This window comes from Labilibaculum antarcticum, assembly GCF_002356295.1.
Classification (GTDB): Bacteria; Bacteroidota; Bacteroidia; order Bacteroidales; family Marinifilaceae; genus Labilibaculum; species Labilibaculum antarcticum.
This window is the reverse complement of the sequence record NZ_AP018042.1, coordinates 970713-993073: the sequence shown is the minus strand read 5'-3', so window position 1 is coordinate 993073 and position 22361 is coordinate 970713. Positions and strand designations below refer to the sequence as shown.

At 35.8% G+C, this 22361-nt stretch carries 14 protein-coding genes; 6 read left to right on the top strand and 8 right to left on the bottom strand.

The genetic code is table 11. The annotated features are described in order from the left end of the window. Positions 1-3 precede the first annotated feature (3 nt). Positions 4-1422, top strand: a complete 1419-nt coding sequence (locus ALGA_RS03625; protein WP_096428038.1) for a flotillin family protein — start codon at positions 4-6, stop codon at positions 1420-1422. A gap of 246 nt (positions 1423-1668) precedes the next feature. Here ALGA_RS03625 and tnpA read toward each other — a convergent pair whose 3' ends face one another. After that, positions 1669-2121 (bottom strand): IS200/IS605 family transposase, encoded by a 453-nt coding sequence (gene tnpA / locus ALGA_RS03620; RefSeq protein WP_096428037.1) that lies wholly within the window; start codon positions 2119-2121, stop codon positions 1669-1671. 630 nt (positions 2122-2751) lie between these two features. Between tnpA and ALGA_RS03615 the strand changes: the two genes are divergently transcribed. Beyond that, positions 2752-5583 carry a M16 family metallopeptidase gene (locus tag ALGA_RS03615; RefSeq protein WP_096428036.1) on the top strand — a complete coding sequence of 944 codons (2832 nt, stop codon included), beginning with the start codon at positions 2752-2754 and terminating at the stop codon, positions 5581-5583. A 176-nt stretch (positions 5584-5759) separates the two neighbouring features. Here the strand turns inward: ALGA_RS03615 and ALGA_RS03610 are convergent, their stop codons facing one another. From ALGA_RS03610 to ALGA_RS03585, 6 genes are all read right to left on the bottom strand, one after another. Further along, a complete protein-coding gene (locus tag ALGA_RS03610; protein ID WP_096428035.1) occupies positions 5760-7061 on the bottom strand; it encodes a S28 family serine protease in 1302 nt (433 codons plus the stop codon). A 57-nt stretch (positions 7062-7118) separates the two neighbouring features. Next, positions 7119-8501 carry an aminopeptidase P family protein gene (locus ALGA_RS03605; protein WP_096428034.1) on the bottom strand — a complete coding sequence of 461 codons (1383 nt, stop codon included), beginning with the start codon at positions 8499-8501 and terminating at the stop codon, positions 7119-7121. Between the two features lie 400 nt (positions 8502-8901). Then, positions 8902-9507, bottom strand: coding sequence for a lysine exporter LysO family protein (locus ALGA_RS03600; RefSeq protein WP_096428033.1), 606 nt, complete (start codon positions 9505-9507; stop codon positions 8902-8904). A 122-nt stretch (positions 9508-9629) separates the two neighbouring features. Next, the gene (locus tag ALGA_RS03595) at positions 9630-9914 is read right to left on the bottom strand and encodes a LysO family transporter (protein WP_197705695.1); all 285 of its coding nucleotides are present in this window, start codon (positions 9912-9914) and stop codon (positions 9630-9632) included. A 183-nt stretch (positions 9915-10097) separates the two neighbouring features. Continuing rightward, positions 10098-11108: an aldose epimerase family protein gene (locus ALGA_RS03590; RefSeq protein ID WP_096428032.1), complete on the bottom strand. Its 1011-nt coding sequence runs from the start codon at positions 11106-11108 to the stop codon at positions 10098-10100. 177 nt (positions 11109-11285) lie between these two features. Then, positions 11286-11558 carry a hypothetical protein gene (locus ALGA_RS03585; RefSeq protein WP_096428031.1) on the bottom strand — a complete coding sequence of 91 codons (273 nt, stop codon included), beginning with the start codon at positions 11556-11558 and terminating at the stop codon, positions 11286-11288. A 257-nt stretch (positions 11559-11815) separates the two neighbouring features. On the opposite strand from ALGA_RS03585, the gene ALGA_RS03580 reads away from it, so the two are divergent. From ALGA_RS03580 to ALGA_RS03570, 3 genes are all read left to right on the top strand, one after another. After that, entirely contained in the window at positions 11816-12937 is a 1122-nt protein-coding gene (locus ALGA_RS03580; RefSeq protein ID WP_096428030.1) for an efflux RND transporter periplasmic adaptor subunit, read from the top strand. Positions 12938-12943: 6 nt separating this feature from the next. Further along, entirely contained in the window at positions 12944-16108 is a 3165-nt protein-coding gene (locus ALGA_RS03575) for an efflux RND transporter permease subunit (protein WP_096428029.1), read from the top strand. A 73-nt stretch (positions 16109-16181) separates the two neighbouring features. Beyond that, on the top strand, positions 16182-17465 hold the full coding sequence (locus tag ALGA_RS03570) for a TolC family protein (RefSeq protein WP_096428028.1): 1284 nt from the start codon (positions 16182-16184) through the stop codon (positions 17463-17465). A gap of 57 nt (positions 17466-17522) precedes the next feature. Here the strand turns inward: ALGA_RS03570 and ALGA_RS03565 are convergent, their stop codons facing one another. Beyond that, a complete protein-coding gene (locus tag ALGA_RS03565) occupies positions 17523-17984 on the bottom strand; it encodes a PaaI family thioesterase (protein WP_096428027.1) in 462 nt (153 codons plus the stop codon). Between the two features lie 146 nt (positions 17985-18130). On the opposite strand from ALGA_RS03565, the gene ALGA_RS03560 reads away from it, so the two are divergent. Next, entirely contained in the window at positions 18131-22261 is a 4131-nt protein-coding gene (locus ALGA_RS03560; RefSeq protein WP_096428026.1) for a hybrid sensor histidine kinase/response regulator transcription factor, read from the top strand. Positions 22262-22361: the final 100 nt, after the last annotated feature.

The window sequence follows — 22361 nt, the reverse complement described above, 5'->3', positions numbered from 1 at the left end:
ATTATGGGAGAATATGTTGTTCTGTTAATTGCGGTAGTTGTAATTGCAGTCTTTGCTTTAATTGTATCGTTTTTTAAGAGATATAAAAGATGTCCATCCGATCGCATTTTGGTTGTGTATGGTAAGGTTGGTAAAGGGCTCGATGCAGAATCCCGCTCAGCCAAGTGTATTCATGGTGGAGCAGCCTTTATTTGGCCAATCATTCAGGATTATGCTTTTTTGGATCTAACTCCACTTTCGATTGAAATCAATTTGACAAGTGCCTTGAGTAAACAAAATATCCGTGTGGATGTGCCTTCTAGATTTACCGTTGGTGTTTCAACAGAAGGTGGTGTGATGACCAATGCTGCGGAACGTTTGTTAGGATTGTCTCAGTCAGATATTAGTAATTTGGCTAAGGATATTATTTTTGGTCAGTTACGTTTGGTGGTTGCGACCATGGATATTGAGGAAATCAATAGCAATCGTGATAAATTTCTTGCTGCTGTATCATCCAATGTGGAAGCTGAATTGAAGAAGATCGGTCTGAAACTGATTAATGTGAACGTAACCGATATTAACGATGAATCGGGATATATTCAGGCTTTGGGTAAGGAAGCTGCCGCTAAGGCAATTAATGATGCTAAAAAGAGTGTAGCTGAGAAAAACCGTGATGGTTCTATTGGTGAAGCAAACGCACATCAGGCACAACGTGTGCAGGTAGCGGCGGCAGATGCATCGGCTGTTGAAGGAGAGAATACGGCAAAAATTACCATTGCTAATTCTGATGCACGTAGAAGAGAGAGAGAAGCAGAAGCGGAACGTTTGGCATCTGCTGCTGAGAAAGTAACTCAGGCTCGTGCTTTAGAGGAAGCTTATGCTGCTGAACAATTGGCTGAAAATGCTCGTGCAACTCGTGATAAAGCAACGCAGACTGCTAATGTCGTGGTGCCTGCTGAGATTGACAAGCAAAAAATTGAGATTGCTGCTGAGGCAATTGCTGAACAAACCCGTCGTCATGCGAAAGGGGAGGCTGATGCGATTTACATGAAAATGGCAGCCGAAGGTAAGGGTATTTTTGAAATTTTGAGCAAGCAGGCTGAAGGTTTCGAGAAGCTTGTTCATGCTGCTGGCAGCGATGCCAAAGATGCAGTAATGTTGATGATTGCTGATAAGTTACCTGAATTGGTTAAAACTCAGGTTGACGCGATCAAGAACATTAAGATTGATAAAGTTACTGTTTGGGAAAATGGCAATGGAAAAGACGGTAAAACATCTACCGCTAACTTTATGCAAGGCATGATGGGATCTATTCCTCCAATGGAAGAGCTATTTAAAATGGCTGGAATGGAACTGCCAAACTACTTGGGTAAAAAAGTAGCAGATGAAGAAACAGTTGAATTCGATGAGGTTTCGGATACCAAAAAGAAAGACGAAAAATAAGCAGAATTCTGTTTAAAATAGGAAAAGGAGTGCCGAAAGGTGCTCCTTTTTTTTGTTTGTCTTTATCTGGCTGGTTGATAATTTAGCATACGATTCATAGGCTTTCACTTTATTCAGATACAAACAACTCTTAATGGAAATTTTCTAAGAGTACATATTCTGTTTGGCCTGAAAGGCCTAAAGCATTAGCTGGGCATCGCCCGTTGTAATGATAGATGATAATTTAAGCCCTGAAAGGGCGTAAGCTTAATTCCAGATATATTTCTCGTCAAATTCTACATTGTATTTTTTAAGAAAACCTCTTAACTCATCCTGAAATGATTTTTTTGAGTGATGCTCATTTTGGTTTTCGATATAATCAACTACCAAATCAATTTCTGAGGGATTGACAGAAAAAATTCCATAGCCATCTTGCCAATAAAAATTATTGTATTGATTTCCTTTTGATTTAACCCACTTTGAAGATTGTTTTTTTACTTCTTCGAGCAATTTAATTTGTGTTATTTTTTTAGACAATAGGCATAATATGTGGATGTGGTCAACATAGCCACCCACTCTGACCGGAAAACATTCTAAACCATTGCAAATTCCTCCAATATATTCGAATAAGGAATTTTTAATTTTTGAATCAATTAAAGCTTGACGGTTTTTAGTACTGAAAGTGATGTGTACATAAACTTTTGATAGTGATTGAGCCATAGAAAATTGCTTACGCCCTTACAGGGCTGATTGATTGTTTTGGATTTTATGCATAGGGTTTCACCCTATGTTGATGCTATATCCCTTTCAGGGAAAATATTACGTATTCATTTATTATTTCTAAATCTACCAAATTTCAACATATAGTATTTGTTAAATCGCGGATATATTAATTGGTGAGTAAGCGATTGCTATATTGTTTACACATTTATATGGCTGATTGATTGTTTTGGTTTTATTCATAGGCTTTCACCCTATATCTGAGACGATCAGTTTTTTATGGTAATTTTCTAAAAGTTCATTTTCTGTTTGGCCTGAAAGGCCTAAAGCATTAGCAATGGGCAACGCCCGTTGTAATGATAGATGATAATTTAAGCCCTGAAAGGGCGTAAGCTTAATTTCAAACCCACCAAATTCCAATACATCGTATTTGTTAAATCGAGTATGTGTTAATTGGCGCGTAAATTATTCTATGTAATGCTATTTTTAAAATGGAAGTGTAAGCACAGTAATTACATAGTGTTAAAAATCATTAAGCTATTTGTTAAGTAGGTAATTGTTTGCTTACTTTAAGCAAGACTTGCACTTATGTTGTGTAAGTTGAAACCAAATCACTAAAATAAATCACAAATGATTAAAAATTTATTTAGCAAAATCAGTCTTTGTACTGTTTTGGCCGTAACAGGAACAGGTATGTTGTCGGCTCAAAACAATACGAATGCTAAACTTCCTATGGATCCGAATGTGAGAACAGGAAAACTGGACAATGGTCTTACCTACTATGTTCGACACAATGAAGAGCCAAAAGATCGGGCAAGCTTTTACATTGTTCAGAATGTGGGGGCGGTATTGGAAAATGATAGTCAGAACGGATTGGCTCATTTCCTGGAGCACATGGCTTTTAATGGAACTGAACATTTTCCAGGAAAAGGCGTTCTGAATTATTTAGAAAAATATGGCGTAGCATTCGGACGTAATATTAATGCATACACCAGCACTGACGAAACGGTTTACAATCTAAGCAATGTGCCTACTACGAATGAAAACCTTCTGGATTCGACCCTTTTAGTACTGCACGATTGGTCGAATTACTTAAGCCTCGATGGAGAGGAAATTGACAGCGAACGTGGGGTTATTCATGAAGAATGGAGAACTCGTCGTTCAGGTGGAATGCGTATTTATTTAGAAAAAAATAAATTAGTCTATCAGGGCTCTAAATATGCAAAACGTGATGTTATTGGAGATCTTGATGTGATTGATAATTTTGATCATCAGGTAATCAGGGATTTTTATCATGATTGGTATCGTACCGATTTACAGGCAATTATTGTTGTCGGAGATATCGATGCAGAGAAATTTGAGCAGAAAATAAAGGATATGTTTGCACATATTCCAGCTGTTGAAAATCCAGAAGAAAGAGTGTATTTCGATGTTCCTAAAAATAAGGAACCAATTGTAGGTGTAATTACAGATCCTGAAGCCAGTAGCATTGGTTTTGAAATTGTTTACAAACACAATGCGACTCCTTTTGCCGAAAAAAATCTTGACTATTACCGCAAGCTTTTAATCGAAGATCTTTATTCAAGTGTAATTGGAGATCGCTATAACGAACTACTCCAAAAAGGAAATGCACCATTTATAAGTGGCTATGCAGCATACTACAACAAAGCCCGAAAAATGGATGTTTTTCAAAATGGTGTTACTCTTAAAGAGGAGAATATTTTGGGCGGAATTGAAGTTCTTTTGCAGGAAACAGAAAGAGCCAAAAGATATGGTCTTGTAGCTTCGGAATTGGAACGTGCTAAAACAGCCATGTTGAGCCAAATGGAAAGAGCTTACCAAGAGAGAAACAAACAAAACAATGATAGATTGGTTCGTGGCTATCAGCAAAATTACTTAACCAATGAGCCGGTTCCGGGTATTGAGTTTGAGTTTGAAGCAATGAAACAATTATTTCCCGGTATTAGTGTAGAGGAAGTAAATGCAATTTCAAAAGAATGGATCACCGATGAGAATGTAGTTATCACCTTATCGGCTCCTGAAAAGGAAGGATTAGAATTGCCAAGCAAAGAACAACTACTTGCAGTGGTTGCTAAAGTGAAGCTGATGGAACTAACACCTTATGAGGATAAGGTTATAAACGAACCTTTACTTTCAGAACAACCTAAGGTTGGGAAAGTTGTAAAAGAATCGAACTTGAAGAGTTTAGATGCTACAGAATGGACACTTGCTAATGGAGCAACTGTAGTTGTGAAAAAAACAGATTTCAAGGAGAATGAAATTAATTTAAAGGCTTTTAGTAAAGGTGGAAATTCATTATATGAGGTTAAAGATTTACCTTCTGCAGAAATGCTTGGTGGCTTTGTTTCTAATTTTGGATTGGGGAAATTTGATCAGGTAAGTCTTCAGAAATTATTGATTGGTAAAGAGGTTAAGGTATCACCATATGTAGGTGAATTATCTGAAGGACTTAACGGGAATTCATCCGTAAAGGATTTTGAGACCTTATTGCAATTGGTGCACATGTATTTTGAGCAGCCACGATTCGATCAGGAAGCTTTTAGCGCACTGAAAGGACGATATATGGCCTATGTTGCCAATATGGGGGCTGATGTGAATAAAGCGTTTAGTGATTCCGTATCAATGACATCTACCAATCATGATCCAAGAACAATTTTGTTTGACACAGATATGATTGATAAATTGGATTTTGAAACCATGAAACGCATTTATCAGGAGCGATTTGTTGATGCAAGTGATTTTACATTTGTTTTTGTAGGAAACATAGATGCAGAGCAGGCAAAACCAATGATTGAAGCTTATTTGGGAAGCATTAAGGATATCGACCGTGAGGATAATTGGAAAGACAATGGTGTTGACTATCCTGAAAAAGATACTTATAACCATTTTGAGAGAGAGATGGAAACTCCAAAGACAACGATCAATATTGATTTTCACGGAGATATTGAATATTCCAGAGAGAATTCAGTGATGATGGATGTAGTTGCCAAACTTTTAGATAAGAGATATCTTGAGGTGATTCGTGAAAAAGAGGGGGGATCTTATGGCGTAGGTGTTCGTGCAGGAGTAGATAAATTTCCACGTGAAGAATACAATTTACTGATTCGTTTTGATACCGATCCTGCGAAAGCTGAAAAATTAAAAGGTATTGTTTATAACGAGATTCAGACTCTTTTTAACGAAGGTGTTAATGAGGATGACTTACACGAAACGAAGGAAAACTTCATTAAGGTACGTCAGGAAAATCTTCGTAAAAATGGCTATTGGTTAAATGCTATCAATCGTTATTATGTGTACGAAGAGGACATGATGAGTACTGAGGATTACGAAAAAATGATCAATTCGATTACGAAAGAGAAAATAGAGAAATTTGCCAAGAAATATTTTGCAACACCTGCAAAAATTGAAGTGGTAATGTCTCCAATGAAAAAGGCGATGTAATTTCATTGCAAGTTGATAAAGCAAAACGGATGCTCAGTATTGGGCATCCGTTTTTTTAATTCTTATGTCTTGTTCCAAATTCTCTTCTCGATAGGGAATATTGGAGCGGATTTAATTTCGATTATTCTCAGTATTTGATTCGTTGGGTACTTCTAATATATTATCTACAGTAATGATTACTGTTCATTGTTAACTGATAGCTGTACATTCAACCATTCCTCCAAAGTGCTTACAATTTCTTTCTTCATTTCGAGAGGGAAGCTATTGATTCTTGTTTTGTGAGAACCTTTAGGATTCACAAACTTTTTGCATTTTTCATTTCCTTTCAGATCAACAGCTGTTGCCGACCATGTATCGTTCTCGCCATAAATGAACAATATTTTTTCCGCATCTGTTTGCAGCCATTTGTTAATTTTAATCATGGATGAGGCATCAAATTTCCGGATGGGTTCATTAGGGAAAGTAAAATCGAAAGTGATATCCTTCTCATCATTCAAGTATTGTTTGAAAGGAGCTACCTCATAGCTATACATTCCAATCTCGCTTAGTGCCTGATGATAAAATGGCAGAAGTCGTTTGATGCTGCTTACATCAAAAAAATCGATACTTGATACTTTAAACAAATGCTCGGAAAGCTCTTGAGAATTGGCATTATTATCGGGAATGCTGTCAATTCCACCCCATTGCCAATGGGCAAATGGATATTCCAGAATACTTAAATCAAGTGCTCTTTCTAAGCCCATCGAGAAAGAATAGTTCTTCTCTTTTGCGTATGCATCAGCAAGAGGAAGTAATTTTGTTTTGTTTTTGAAGCAAGCCAATTGAAATTGATAAATCTGACCTCTGGTTTCTTTACTGCCAACAGTGGCAAGGTGTTCGTGGATTCTTTTGTCTTCACGAGCCAGATTTAGTGGAGCAACATAAGGAACACTAACATCAACATCATCAGGATAAAAATATCTGTGAAAAATGGTTGTTTGTCCGCCTTTACTGATTCCGGTCGATATCCATTTCCCAGGATATATTTTTTGCAAAGCTTGAATGATAACATGCTGGTCGGTAGCAGCTTGTTGGATGTTTAGGTATTGCCAATCCAAACTGTCAGGCATTGAATTTTTAAAGTAACGATGCTCAATGGTCAATTGATTTGCATTCAGTAATTTGCTCAATTCTCCAGCTTTATCAGACCAAATTTTATAACCTTCCAGTTCCACAACCATAGGCTGATCGAAAGACTGATGCCCCAATAAGACTCGTTGTTGAAATGTTCCCGCTTTGGGATTTAGATGATCAAGATCCTGAGTAAAATAAAGTTCATAGTACTCCAAAAATATGGTGTCTCCGGCAATTTTTTTCACACTTACACCTGGGATTTCCTCAAGTTGGTTCAGCAGATCTTTTGGTTTTGTTTGTTCGCAAGAGATGCTGCTAACTATAATAAATCCAATCAGAAGGAATGTGATTTGTTTAAGGTTCATTGATTAGTTATTTTAGAAAACATGTGGAGTGTAACTGATAATGTTTGTAAAATAGCTTTAGTTTCTTTCTTTTTCTACATCAGCGATGCTTTTAGGAATTGGTTTTCCCAACAAGCGAGCACCATCAGCAGTAATCAAGAAATCTTCTTCGTTTCGGCAACCACCAAAATCTTTGTACTGTTCTACTTTATCGTAATTGATAAATTCCTCGAAACGTTTTTCCGCTTTCCATAGGTCTATTAATTCAGGAATAAAATAGATTCCCGGTTCAATTGTTAGCACAAATCCGGGTTCAAGTTCTCTGCCCAAGCGCAAGGATTTTAATCCAAATTGAGTGCTTTTTACTTTGCCATCGTAGCCAACGCAAACTTCTCCTAAGTTTTCCATGTCGTGAACATCCATTCCCATCATATGGCCGGTTCCACATTGGAAAAATAGCGCATGAGCACCTTGTTGGATTGCATCGTCAAGGTTTCCTTTCATGAAACCCATTTGTTTCATTCCTTCTGCAATAGTGCGGCAAGCGGTAAGATGAACATCTTTGAAGCTAACTCCAGGTTGTAATTTTGCAATGGCTGCATTGTGAGCATTTAAAGCGATCTGGTAAATTTCTTTTTGACGGGTTGTAAACGTTTTATCTACAGGGAAAGTACTCGACATGTCTCCTGCATAATGCATTCCATTTTCTGCACCACAATCAAGTAAAAGCATATCACCACTTTTTAATGTGTTTCCATGGTAGTGATTATGAAGAGTTTGTCCGTTTATGGTGGCAATTGTTGGGAAAGATGCTTGTCCTCCCATGCTAATTGCTATTTCCTGAACTTTAGCCGCAATTTCATATTCCTTCATTCCCGGGCAAGCCATTCGCATGGCTGCAAGATGCATTTCTCCGGTGATGTTTACAGCTTCTTCTATTTGAATAATTTCTTCATCAGACTTGTAGTTTCTTTGATTTACAACGGCCTGAATAAATGGTATTGACGCATTTTTAGATGCAAGATTTGGATGTATTTGTATTAAATCGAGTAGTTTAATTTGATGTTCTGGTCGATAAGGAGGCAGGTGATGTATAGTTCTGGCTTTTACTGCTGCTTTATCAAGGTAGGGTTTTAGATCGGACATTGGCGCTGTTTCACTAATACCAACGGCTTGGCTCTTTTCCTTTATTGTTGGCTGCGAACCCATCCAAACAATATGGTCGATTGTTAATTCATCGCCGAAAATGATTTCACGATTTTCATCGATATCGATAATCGCATTCAATCCGGCATAATCCGAACCAAAGAAATATAGAAAAGTACTATCCTGACGATACTGATAGGTATTGTCGGCATAATTCATTCCACATTCATCGTTGCCAAGAAAAAGGAGAATTCCTGATTTAACTTCAGCTTTAAGCTTATTTCGTCTGTTAATGTAAGTTTCTTTTGAGAACATCTTAAGTAGTTTTGGGTTTGTTGATGGTTGTGGCGTAGTAAGTCAACTTACGCACGAATTAATAATCACAAAACGAATGTGGCTAATTTGTTCAGCTGGTAAACTCTTAAATTACATCTATTGGAATACAAGAATTCCAAAAAGAATATAATCTTTTAAAAATAGGGTGAACAAAATAAGTTGTAAAAGGGGGAGCTGTATAGATTTAACAAATCCAACACTCGTACAAACCTTTGTAGGAGCAATTATATAGAAGAATGAATTTGTTATAGTATAACATACTATTTGCTTTGTTAGTTTGAGGTAAATGTAAAAAAAATAGATAAGTTATTCTCTATATCTTCTTTAAAATGAGTTTAAACTGAAAGCAGTCAATGCCTTGATCTCATTTATGAATCAATTATAAGAATTGAAGAATTAACGGCACAATTACAGGAACAAGAATGGTTAGTACAATACCACTAAATACAGAGATAATGGCATACTCTTTTCCAGAATATCGCACAATGATAGGTAGTGTAGTATCCATTGCTGTTGCACCGCCTGAAGCAATTCCTGCCAATTTGCCAAAGTATTTAACAAATAAAGGCGTCGCTAACAGCGTTAAAATTTCTCTGATAATATTCGAAAGCAGGGCAATAACGCCAAGCGTATCGCTATGAAATTCTGTTATCATTACGCTCGATAAACTGTAGTAGCCAAAACCGGCACCTACTGCCATAGCTTCCCCAATACTAATATTAGAAAGGAGAGCGGAAAATGCAGAAACGCCAAGCAAAGAACCCACAATAACCGAAATGGGAACCAATACAATTTTAATATTAATCTCACGAATCACTTTCCATGAGTTGCGATCGGTACCAATTCCAATTCCGACTAAAAGCATGAGAAGATAAAGAGCATAAATACTGAAATCTGATTCCAAAAGGCTTTCTGGAAGAAAGCGGGTTAGTCCGAGAATTAATCCTAAAACAAAAAAACTGAGTATGATTAAGCTACCTTTCATATGATTATAATTTGTTTTTGATTTGCCATATGGAACTTACCAAGCTGGAATAATCATCCTCCTGTGTGTCAAAATCACTTTAACATGGACGTTTCATATGATTATAATTATAAGTTTTTGTCTTATTTCTTTTTGAAAAACAGATTGTAAGTAAGGTATGCACAAATTAGTGATCCAAGAATGGCTCCCAATGATAGAACAAGAGCTTGGATTCCAATAGAATCAAGATTGTTTATTATTTTGTTATTTGTACCAACACCAATGCCTAAAAGGAAAAGCAACAGGAAAATTGAAAATGAAGTTAAAACACCTACAATTTTAATAATCTTGGCTCTGTTACCAATGATAAGTCCAATTCCGATTCCTAAAACCATTATGGCGAGAACAATGATGATATCAGTTAGCATAGTTGTGATTAGCTTATTAAATACAAGTTTGAAATCTGAAGTCGCAATATTAGTTTTTTCTTTCAGATAATAAAATTGTACTTACAGATTGTTTATTTTTTTGAAGTCAAGCTTTTCTGAAAACACGATTTTTTTGTCAAGAAAAAAAGGCTGAATCTTATCGAAACAGCCTTTGATATTTTATTAGAAAATAAGTTTGTAGTTTGTTTGATGTTGGTAGACTTCACCAGGTTTTAACCAGCCATGTTTAAAGTTCTTATGGTTTGGAGCATCAGGATATCCTTGAGCTTCCAAAGCAACTCCTGAGAATGGTCCGAATTTTCCTGCAGTGATGTATTTTCCGGTATAAACCTGTAATCCAGGTAATGTTGTCGCAATCTCCATCGTTACAACATCGTCTTTATCGGAAAGTTCAGCTACTTTTCTAGGAGTCTCAGTCGATTCTCCAAAAGCATAGCAATCATCGTAATTCTCGATATCTTCAATATCTCTGTCAATCGATTTTTTTGTTTGAAAGTCGAAAAGAGTTTTTCTGATATCATATATTTTACCACTAGGAATCAAAAAATCATTGGTTTCTAAAATGAATGCCGTATCAACCTGAAGTTTGTGGTTCAGAATACTTTCAAAATTGTTTGATAAGTTAAAATAAGAGTGCTGAGTTAAATTGATTGGAGTTGTTTTGTCAGTTACTGCTTTGTAATGAATCTGTAACTCATTTTCATCAGTAAGTTTATAAATCACCTCTGTACTCAAATTACCCGGAAAATTTTCTTCCCCATCAGGACTCAGGTAACTTAATTTTAAATCTTCATTATTAATGACTTCGGCTTTCCATACTTTTCTGTCAAATCCAATGTTACCACCATGTAAATGATGCATGTCATGATTGCAGGGAAGTTGGATTTCTTCCCCATCAAGGGTAACTATACCTTTGTTAATTCGATTTCCAAAACGACCGATTAAAGCCCCAAAATAAGGATAGTTACTTAGGTAATCATCACTTGTATATTCTTCAAGAGAGTCAAAACCTAAAACAATATTTCTTTCTTCATTTGGCAATGGAAGAATGAATGATGTAAGTATTCCACCGTAATTGGTGATTTTTGCTGTTAGTCCGTTTTTATTTCGAAGGGTGAATAGTTGTACTTTTTCTCCATCACGAGTCAATCCAAAATCAATTACATCTATCATTTAATAAGTTATTAGTTTTTTAATCATTTATTCGAAAGTAGAACAATTTATTCATTTTTCATTTCAGATGTAGAATATTTAAATTGTTTTTTTAACTAAATGTTAATCAGGAATGTGTGGGCTTATTGAATCCTGGCAATGTCAATATTTAATTTAGATTTAATAAAAGGCTTTTAATTAAAGAATCACTATTCCTTCAATGTCTTGGGCACCGATGTAGATATCGATTACAGCATCAGCCGATTCCATTGTTTTTTTTACCGTTATTCCAATGAATTTAAGATCTTTTGAAGTTTTAAAAGCAAATTTAGTCTTTGGCGGAAATAGGTTCTTTATAGCATTCACTTTTTCATCAGAATTGGGAATGATAAATTTAAACATGTACAATGAAGGCCATGTGCTTGACTCCATTAGTTGATATCTAAGTTTACTGTATTTCTCTTGTTCCATTTTAGTGTTCAAATAAATTAAGTGCACAAAAGTCGGAATTATTTTTGAAACCGCCTTTTGTAAGTCCTACTATTTTGAAAAAAAGCATAAAAATACAAATGTGTTTTACTTATTATTTTGAATCAGGGAATTGTGAATTTTTTGTTAAAAAATAATTATCGTTCATAAAACTATTAAAGATGATTATATTTGAATAGTACGATTTCTGAGTATTAAAATCATCCCTAAAAAATAAAATACCACTAACTAAAATATCGATGAAGAGAAAAGTAATTATTGTTTTGCTGGTTCTAGCAACATTGGCAGTAGGTTTTTTAGCCATGGAAGGCTTAAGCAGCTTAAAAAAAGCTCCTAAAAAGAATTTGGACAAAATTAAGCTGCCTGTTGTTAAGGTGAAAGTTGTGGATTATGATAATCTTTCTTCTCCTATTGTTGAAAAGGGGAGATTGGCTTCTAATTTAGAAGTGAATTTAAGTTCTGAAGTAGCAGGCCGTATCGTTGACACTGGAGTTCCCCTAAAGGTGGGACAGAAGTTTAAAAAAGGGCAGTTGTTGATTCGTATTTATGAAGAAGATGCAAAAATGGATTTACGGGCTCAAAAGAGTCGTTTCTTGAATAAACTAGCTGAAAATTTGCCAGATATAAAAGTAGACTATGCTGATAATTTTGACGTGTGGATGGCATTTTTTAATGCCATTAATTTAGAGGAAAGTATTCCGGAACTGCCAAAGCTTAAGTCAGATCAGGAAAAAGTTTTTATGGCGAGCAGAAATGTTTTAGGCGACTATTATGCCATTAAGAGTGAAGAGGTTAAATTGAACAAAAGAAAAATATACGCACCATTCAATGGTTCTTATGTAGAGGTAAATGCGCAAATTGGATCGGTTGCAGGCATGGGATCGAAACTGGCAGGTATCATCGAATCAAATAATTTAGAACTACAAGTTCCTATTGAGTCGAATGAAATTTCCTGGTTGCATTTGAACGAGAAGGTAGATATTTTAGATTCGCGTGGAGACGTAATATTAACCGGGAAGTTAGTACGTAAGTCTGATTTTGTTGATCAGGGAACACAATCTATTTCTGTTTTTGTAAAGTTGGAGAACACAACTGAAAAGGAATTGTTTCAAGGACAGTTTTTAACTGCTCGATTTAACGGTAAAATGATTGCTAATGTCATGGAAATCCCTAGAAATGCTGTTTTTAGTTCAAATAAAGTATTTGTTGTTGAAGGAGATATCCTAAAAGAAAAAGTAATTAATGTTGTGAAGCGCAATGAGAATACTTTGGTTTTTAACGGATTGAAGGAGGGTGAATTATTAGTTGTAGAACCTCCTGTAAAGGCTACAGAAAACATGCAGGTACAAATCAAGAAATAGCGTAAAATGAGAAATATAATATCACAATTTGTAAGATATCCGTTTTACGGAAAAATGATTATTGCTGTGGTGCTTATTGCCGGATTTACCTCCTTAGGATTTATGAAGAAATCATTTTTCCCTGAGACAGAATCTAAAATAATTACTGTTTCCATGGTATTTCCAGGAGCTTCACCAAAGGAGGTTGAAGAAGGCATAACCTCACGAATAGAGGATGCTGTGAGAGGAATTGTTGGAATTAAGGAAATGAATTCTGTTTCGTCGGAAGGCTTTGCCAGATTGACAATTACCACTACAGGAGATTATGACTTGGATGAAACATTAGCCGATGTAAAGAATGCGGTTGATGGGATACCTAGTTTTCCTTCTGGAGCCGAAAAAGCGGTTATTGCCAAGCGAAGGTCTACAACACCAGCAGTTCGTCTGTCGGTTACCGGTGATACCGATTTAATAAGTCTGAAAAAATATGCCGATATCATCTATGACGATTTAATGCGCTCAAAGGTTATGTCACAAATTTCTCTTTCCGGTTTTCCAAATTTGGAATTATCGGTAGAGGTAAAAGAGGATGATTTAAGGCGTTACAATCTTACTTTTAGTGAGATATCAATGGCGATAGCCAATAATAATATTGATATTTCGGGAGGCGCAATTAAGAATGAGGTTGAGGAGATTTTAATTCGATCACGCAACCGTTCTGTCAATCCCGAGGAAATTGGGGAAATTATTTTGAAAGCCAATCCTGACGGAAGCTACATTCAAATTCGTGATGTAGCGAATATTTATTTTCAGTTTCAGGATGTACCAAATGCAACATTTGTCAATAGAAATCCGGCTATCTCCATTATGGTGAACAAGCTGAATGATGAGGATCTGGAAGAAATATCGGAATACTGTAATAAATATGCTAAAGAGTTTAATGAAAAATACACTGATGCCACTTTAGAAATAGGTTTCGATTTTGTTAATCTCTTACAATCAAGATTAAGCTTACTCTATAAAAATGGAGGTTATGGATTGTTATTGGTTGTTATTTCATTAGCACTTTTTCTCAGCTTTCGATTATCTCTCTGGGTTGCCTGGGGAATACCTGCTTCCTTTTTGGGGATGTTTATTATTGCGAACCTAATGGGAGTTACTATTAATATGATTTCTCTTTTCGGGATGATCTTAATTATTGGTATTCTGGTGGATGATGGGATTGTGATAGGCGAGAATATTTATTCTCATTTCGAAAAAGGAAAAAGCCCACGAAGAGCAGCTATTGATGGTACGATGGAAGTTGTTCCTGCTGTTTTGACTTCGGTAACTACAACAATGGTCGCTTTCTCGCCACTTTTGCTTGTTACAGGAAATATGGAGTTTTTATACGAAATGGCCTTTGTTGTAGTGGCATGTTTAAGCATGTCTCTTTTCGAAAGTCTTTTTGTATTACCAAGTCATGTTGGGAACGAAAAAGTATTACAGCGAAATAGAAAAGATAATTTTTTTAACCGTTTCAGGGGGAAAATTGAAAAAGGAATAGGATATGTTAGGGATCGTGTTTATGCGGGAACTTTAGATCGAGTAGTTCGTTGGAGATGGTATGTTCTTTTTATTCCTGTGGCTCTTTTATTAGTTACGATGGGTTTGTTTAAAGGCGGATTTATTCAAAGTACGTTTTTCCCCAATGTAGCCTTCGATACTTTCTCGATGAACATTGCTTACAAACCAGGAAGCAACAAGGATATCACAATTGCCAGATTAAAGAAATTTGAAAATGCAGTTTGGGAGGTGAATGATGAACTGATGGAAGAATTTCAGGATACTGCCAATTTTATTAAGTACACAAGCCTTTCATCGGGGAATGCATTTGGCGGACAGGAAGTTGGTCCTCATGCGGGAAATCTATCTGTAACTCTTCGGGATATGGAAGGAGCACCGGTTTCAAGTTTCGATATTTCGGGCCGGGTAAAAGATAAATTAGGAGATGTTTCCGACCTTGAGAAATTTACGATTGGAGCCAATAACCGTTGGGGAGCTCCGGTTTCGGTTAGTTTACTGGGAAATGATTTGGACGAACTCAATCAGGCCAATGATTATTTTCAAGGAGAGTTACGAAAAATGTCCTCTTTATATAATATTAACGATAACAACCCCTTGGGAAGTCGCGAGGTAAGATTGAAATTAAAACCCAAAGCATTTTATCTGGGGATGAATTTAATGTCTATCACATCTCAAATTCGTCAAGGCTTTTTCGGAGGACAAGCTCAACGTTTGCAGGAAGGAAAAGATGAGATTAAGGTTTGGGTTCGATATCCGAAAAGTGACCGTGTTTTTATCGGGCAAATGGAAGACATGAGAATTCGTACGCCAAAAGGTGAATTTCCACTGTCTGAATTAATCGATTACGAGATTTTACGTGGCCCTGTTAGTATACAGCGTTACAATGGATCACGAGAAATTCGTGTTGATGCGGAAATCATTGATCCAAGTGAACCTGTTCCTCCAATTTTGGAGTATATCGAGACTACAATATTACCAGATTTGGAAGCCAGATTTCCAAGTGTTCGTCCTGAATTTCAAGGCCAGGCAAAAAGATCAGCCGAAGATATTGCAGAGCTAAAGATCTATTTTAGCATCGCTTTCATGTTAATTATTTTTATTGTGATGATTCATTTCCGAAGCTTTACACAAGGAATAATTGTATTGATGATGATTCCATTGGGCTGGCTTGGATCGGCTTGGGGACACGGGCTTGAAGGATTTCCGGTATCCATGTTAAGTGTTTGGGGAATGGTTGCTCTTTCGGGAGTAATTATAAACGATGCTGTGGTATTTCTGTCCAAGTACAATTCATTAATTCAAGAGGGAATGGAACCTGAACCTGCGGTGAAGGCAGCAGGGAAAGCAAGATTTAGAGCCATTATTTTAACAACAATAACAACCTCTGTAGGTTTGTATCCATTGATTTTAGAAAATTCCTTTCAAGCTCAATTCCTAATTCCGATGGCTATTGCCTTGGCATACGGTGTATTGGTTGGAACCTTGTTTCTTCTCTTATTCTTCCCTGTATTAATTTTAATCTTGAATGATATAAGACGAATATCGAAGAGCATCTGGGAAGGTGAAGAAATTTTGGCTCGCGATGTTGAGCCTAAGGTTAAGGAATCAAAAGTAAGTTTGGATTAAAAACATCAATTTTTCTGTAGTAATCACCCCTAACTTTTGTCAGGGATCGGGAATCAAATAAAGAGCAAAACAAATGATCAGAAAAGTATCATTATTCATAGTCTTCATCTTGTGCTGTCAATTTGGGCAGGCACAGGAAGAATTAAGTTTGTCCAAAGCCATTGAGGTGGGATTGGAGAACAATTACCAATTAAAAATCTTCAGAAAATCAGAAGAGGTTTCTGACTTGAATAATTCATGGGGAAATGCCGGTAGGTATCCGAGTGTGGCATTTAATCTTGCCTCTCGAAATATAATCGATTACAATGAGACGCAGGATTTTAGTCGAAATAGTTTGATTCCTTCATTGGATGTAAACTGGACCTTATTTGATGGTTTTGCCGTGCAGATCCGAAAAGATAAGTTCGATGATCTGGCGCAATTATCAAAAGGAAACACTGTAATTGCTGTCGAAAACAAAATTGAACTAATCATTCTTTCCTACTACAAGGTATTGCTGGAGAAAGAGCGCATGGAGGTGAATCAAAAAATCATGCAGTTATCTTCCGATAGATACGAGAAAGTAAAAGTTGGAAAAGAGCTGGGCAGTTCGGTTACTTTTGATGTTTTACAGGCTCAAAATGCGTGGTTGCAGGATCGTTCTTCTTTTCTGATTCAGAAAGTAAATTTCAACAATGCGGTTCGGGATTTGAATTTTCTGTTGGGGGTTAAAGAAAGTGAAACTTATACTTTTGCGGATGAGTTTTTACCGGTAAGCGAAGAATTCCAGATGGGAACATTGATGGATAAAATGCTTTCTGATAACAATACGCTTAAAAACAGATACATTCAGGAAATGTTGTTGAAACGAGATGTTGATATGGCACGTAGTAATTTTTATCCTCAAGTTTCATTAGGTGCTGGTGTGCAGGAAAATTCGACTCGTTTGAAACTTGATGGTTTGCCATCTTCAACTACTGATTCGCATAACTTTTATGCCAATGTGAGTTTGAGTTTCTTGATTTTTAATGGAAATTCGAACCGAAGAGCCATGCAAATCGCGAAAATTCAGGAAGAGATTGGACAGGTAGAAACTGAAGATGTAAAACATACCTTAACCAATATATTGGCTCAGCAATTTGAGTTGTACGAGGTGCGAAGAGAGCTGTATGATCTTGCCGAAGAGAATCTGGCTGCAGCAGAGCTTAACCTCACTATTTCAAAGGATAAATTTGAATCGGGTAGTATCAATTCCTTCAATTACCGTGATATTCAAATAACTTATCAGAATGTAGCACTGGCACGCGTAAATGCTATTTTTAATCTGATTCAATCGAGAACAGCCTTGGTACGAATTACCGGAGGAATCTTAAAATAAGAGAATTGAGCGAGTGAAAATATTTGGCCATCAGGATTTTTCTGATGGCCTATTTTTTTACAGCCCAAAATTATCAGGAACTAAAACCGAAATAACTTCACCAACCACGCAAAGCACTCCATTTGCATATAGTTCGGCTTCTACAATTACTTTTCGTTTGCCAATTTCTTTAATTTTCCCTTTTATTTCTAATTCTCCACCAATGGGTGTTGGTTTTAGATATTTCACCTGTAACGAGGCGGTAACACATCTTGGTGCATTTGTATCGGATAGTTCAATGCCTTGATCTTTTGCCAGAGCCAATGCTGCAGATCCGGTTCCATGACAATCGATCAGCGAGGCCAGTAAGCCGCCATATACAAATCCGGGAATCGCTGTGTGATATTCTTTTGGCACAAAGCGGGTAAGAGTTCCTTCACCATCCCAAAATGTTTTAATCTGATGTCCATGTTCATTTAACCTGCCGCAACCGTAACATTGCGCAAAATGGTCGGGGTAGTAATCTTGAATGCCTTTCATTTCTAATTTGTTTTTATTTTAAATTGTTATTACTGATAGTTTTTATCTGAAAAATGATTTTTTATTTTTTGAGCTGTGTTTTCATCAAGGATTGATTATTTTAGTCCTTTAAATATTATTTACAGTGTTATTTTAAGTTGAAGAGAATGTCCAATAAGATCTGTGTCCTTATAATATTACTAATTTTTACTTTGACTGAGTCGTTTGGCTTAGTTAAAAAACTGGAAAGTTCTCAACAACTTACTATTTCAGAGGGGTTAGCACACAATGGAGTAACCTGCATTTTGGAAGATTCCCGAGGCTATTTGTGGTTTGGAACTTACGAAGGCCTTAATAGATATGATGGATATGAATTAGAAATATTTAAGAATACCCTGGATCAGGATTTGTTAGCCAGTAATCGAGTGAGGTCGATTGCCGAAGATAGTAAAGGGAATTTGTGGATTGGAACCGATGAAGGAATTACTATTTATAACTATTCCCAAGAACAATTTAAAAATATTTTCACTAACAAACTTTTTAACAAAGGAGTTCGTGGTCCAATAGTTCGAGACATTCTGATTAATAAAGAAAATGGGATTGTCGTTTGTGCAACTGAAGGAGATGGAGTTCTTATTTTTAATGATGATACTTCATTCGCTCAACAATATTTACCACCATATAATGATTCTGACGTTAATGTTGAATTTTATGATGGGACTGAACTTGATAAATCGAATTACTTATTCGCAACATCAAATGGTCCAATGCATCTCAATTTGGAAACAAAGGAAATGTCTCCAGTTCTCGAGAATGAATTGACATTTAACTACTCAATTACAAAAATCGACTTAAATACAGTTTTATTTACCTTGGATGATGGTTTTGCTTTGGTCGATTATCGCAAAGGTAATGAGGGGTTTAGTTTTGAATTTAAAGGCGTTTATTTAAAATCAGAACAATTCAAGACAGCATCAATCGATAAGTCAGGTAATCTTTGGTTAGGTACCTTAAGTGATGGTATAATTTATCTTGATGATCTTGACTTACTGCAGGATAATAAAGAATACAAGATCTCGCGTTTCAATGCTGGTAAATCAACCTTACGATCAAGTTGTTTTGCTCCAAACACTAACAGTGGGTGCTGGTTCGGGACCTTTAATGAAGGTCTGTTTCAGTTTGATTTGGATATCAATCCTTTTGGAAAATTCAATACCGAGATGAACTATAAATTTGGTTTGTCATCAAATCTGGTAACCCATTTTTCTGTATTAGATGATCATCGGGTTTTTGTTATTGCGACTCGCGGAGGTATTGCTCTTTTTAATGTAACTGAAAATAAGTTTGAACCTCTTCCTTTTCATTTAAGCGAAGAAGAGAGACTACAGATTACTTCTGTATTTGTTGACTCAAAAAAGAATATCTGGATGAGGAAAGCTGATGCAGGTGGGCTTTTTAGGGTAAAAAAAGGATCTAAAACAGTTCAGAAAGTTATTGATGGAATAATAGATGAGGGAATTGTGATCCGATCGTTTTCTGAAGATAAAAAAGGAAATATATGGGTTGGAGCATTTGATAATGTATATAAAATATGTTTAGAGAGTGATGGTACAGTTGATGATATCATTTTATTAAATGATCATCCATTTTTTAAGAAGAATAAACTCTCACTCATTCGCTTTGTTTATGTTGATCCGGTTTTCAATTTCATTTGGTTAGGTGCTGATTCTGATGGATTGTTTCGAATTCAAACCAAAGGAGATGGTGGATTAGAGGATCTTACAATCAAACAGTATGTTAAGGATAAAAACAACAAACTATCCATTTCAGGAAATTTTGTTACTTCAGTTATCCGTTTGCCAAATAATGATTTGTGGGTTGGAACTGAAGGAGGTGGAATCTGTAAGGTAATAAATAGTAATACGGAACCGGAATTTATTGCATTTTCAGAAAAAAATGGATTGTCTAACAATGCAGTTAAGAACATATTATATGATGATGAGTATAACTTGTGGATTACGACAAATGTTGGATTGAATAAGTTTGATACTAAGGATTTTAGATTTCGAAAGTTCAGTTTAGTAGATGGTTTACCATTCGAAGATTTTTGGTTTGCATCCTGTAAACTTCCAAATGGCGTGATGATGCAGTCTGGATTGGATGGTTTTTGTTATTATAATCCTAAGGATTTGCCTGATAAAGAAGATCTTCCTGTGCTGGAATTTGGCGATTTTAAATTGTACAATAATCTGGTGTTGCCAGGTGATACTGTTGAAGGAAGAATACTCCTAGATCGGCGATTGAATGAACTGGAAGAGATTGAGCTGAATTATGACGAAAATGTATTCTCCATTGAGGTAAAATCCCTCCATTTTTCAACACCAGATAATCACTTTATTAAATATCAGCTATTACCTGTTAATAATGAATGGGTAGAAGTAAGTTCTGATCAAAGGAATATTTACTACAGTGGTTTGCAAGCTGGTGAATATGAGTTAAATGTAATGGTTTCTAATTCCATAAAGCAATGGACAGAACCACGAAGATTAAAAATAATTATAACACCTCCTTTTTGGGAAACGACACCAGCTTACATCTCTTATGTTTTACTACTGATATTGATTGTTTATTTGGTGATGTTTTATGTATTAAGATTTCAAAGCTTAAACCATAACTTGCAAATTGAGAAATTAGAAAAAGACAATGTAAAAGAGGTTAATCTTGCCAAACTTCGGTTTTTTTCGAATATTTCTCATGAAATAAAAACGCCGATTACCTTAATATCAGGACCAGTTGATTTGTTACTGGAACGTTTTAAGAATAATTCTGATGTAAAAGAAAAACTTGAATTGGTACAAAGACAATCAAAAAAGATTTCAAAGCTTGTTGATCAGGTGCATGATTTTCAAAAATCAGATGCCAACCAACTAAAAATTCATTATTCAACATTTGGGTTCCAATCATTTTTAAGTGACTTGCTTTCTGATTTTGAGTTTATGGCGAATAATTCTAATAAAAAACTACAAGTGACCTTTGATTGTCCCAATGTATATGTTACTGTTGATAAAGATAAATTAGAGAAGATTTTAAATAATCTTTTGAATAATTCATTCAAGTTTACCGAGCAGGGAGATACTATCCAAGTTGAATACACTTGTGTGGATAGAAATCTGATTCTTAAAGTAACAGATACAGGGCGAGGCATAACGGAGGATGATTTACCATTTGTTTTTGAACGATTTTATCAGTCGAAGCTTAAACACAGCGAATATACCGGTGGTTCTGGTATTGGATTGGCTTTCACGAAAAGACTTGTAGAAATGCATTATGGATCTATAAGTGCCGAGAGTGAACTGAATAAAGGAACGACCATAACTGTTCGTTTGCCAATAATAGATGAAAATGTATCTGATGATATTAAAGTCAGGGAAAAAGAAATTTTAGCAATAGAGAAAGAACATGATGAGGCTGTTTCTATTTCGAATCGCGACCATCTTTCAGAAATTAAAATTGGTGGAGATTTTTCGGATTCTACCATCTTCCTTGCTGAGGATAATGATGATATGAGAAGTTTTGTTTCTGCAAGCTTATCCAAATTCTTTAAGGTTGAATCATTTTCAAATGGGCAGGAATGTTTAAAGGCAATGGAAGAACAGTGGCCTGATATTGTGATTAGTGATATTTTGATGCCTGAGTTAAATGGACTGGAATTATGCAAACATATTAAATCGGATATCAAAACCAGTCATATTCCGGTAATTTTACTAACAGCTTGCGCCACAATCGAAGATCAAATAAAAGGAATAAAAGAAGGTGCCGATGCATACATCAAAAAACCTTTTGATATGCAGCATTTAGTCGCAAGAACTGAGTTTTTACTGCAGAATAGAAAACAGTTACGTCAGAGATATCAAATTGATTTTCCTTTAACTTTAGATAAGAATAAAGACAAAGGAAATGATGCTGTCTTTTTAGAGAAGCTTTACGAATTAATGGCAAAGAATCTGGACAATCAGGAATTGGATTTGGACAGTTTTGCTAAGGAACTCTACCTTAATCGTACTCATTTTTATCAAAAAGTAAAGGCTCTTACCGATCAAACCCCATTTGAACTATTGAAAGTTTACCGATTGAAAAAAGCTGCCGAATTTTTGGTGCAAAATCAATTGTCCGTTAACGAAGTTTATTTGATGACCGGTTTTAAGAGCAGAACTCACTTTAGCAAATTATTTAAAGAGAAGTACAATGTTACTCCGGGTAAATTTGCAGCCGAATCCAGTAAGAAATATTTAGATTAATATCTATTAATCAGAAGTATATCAGTTAGCCTTGCTCGGTTTTACATCTATTCAATTAGTATTATTATTTACGTTCAGACACACTAAATAAATCCTCAAC

Coding starts and splice junctions, on each gene's coding strand:
- ALGA_RS03610 (WP_096428035.1), bottom strand. CDS start 7,061: ATGAACCTTAAACAAATCACATTCCTTCTGATTGGATTTATTATAGTT.
- ALGA_RS03580 (WP_096428030.1), top strand. CDS start 11,816: ATGAAGAGAAAAGTAATTATTGTTTTGCTGGTTCTAGCAACATTGGCA.
- ALGA_RS03585 (WP_096428031.1), bottom strand. CDS start 11,558: ATGGAACAAGAGAAATACAGTAAACTTAGATATCAACTAATGGAGTCA.
- ALGA_RS03625 (WP_096428038.1), top strand. CDS start 4: ATGGGAGAATATGTTGTTCTGTTAATTGCGGTAGTTGTAATTGCAGTC.
- ALGA_RS03575 (WP_096428029.1), top strand. CDS start 12,944: ATGAGAAATATAATATCACAATTTGTAAGATATCCGTTTTACGGAAAA.
- ALGA_RS03605 (WP_096428034.1), bottom strand. CDS start 8,501: ATGTTCTCAAAAGAAACTTACATTAACAGACGAAATAAGCTTAAAGCT.
- ALGA_RS03615 (WP_096428036.1), top strand. CDS start 2,752: ATGATTAAAAATTTATTTAGCAAAATCAGTCTTTGTACTGTTTTGGCC.
- ALGA_RS03570 (WP_096428028.1), top strand. CDS start 16,182: ATGATCAGAAAAGTATCATTATTCATAGTCTTCATCTTGTGCTGTCAA.
- ALGA_RS03565 (WP_096428027.1), bottom strand. CDS start 17,984: ATGAAAGGCATTCAAGATTACTACCCCGACCATTTTGCGCAATGTTAC.
- ALGA_RS03600 (WP_096428033.1), bottom strand. CDS start 9,507: ATGAAAGGTAGCTTAATCATACTCAGTTTTTTTGTTTTAGGATTAATT.
- ALGA_RS03590 (WP_096428032.1), bottom strand. CDS start 11,108: ATGATAGATGTAATTGATTTTGGATTGACTCGTGATGGAGAAAAAGTA.
- ALGA_RS03595 (WP_197705695.1), bottom strand. CDS start 9,914: ATGCTAACTGATATCATCATTGTTCTCGCCATAATGGTTTTAGGAATC.
- tnpA (WP_096428037.1), bottom strand. CDS start 2,121: ATGGCTCAATCACTATCAAAAGTTTATGTACACATCACTTTCAGTACT.
- ALGA_RS03560 (WP_096428026.1), top strand. CDS start 18,131: ATGTCCAATAAGATCTGTGTCCTTATAATATTACTAATTTTTACTTTG.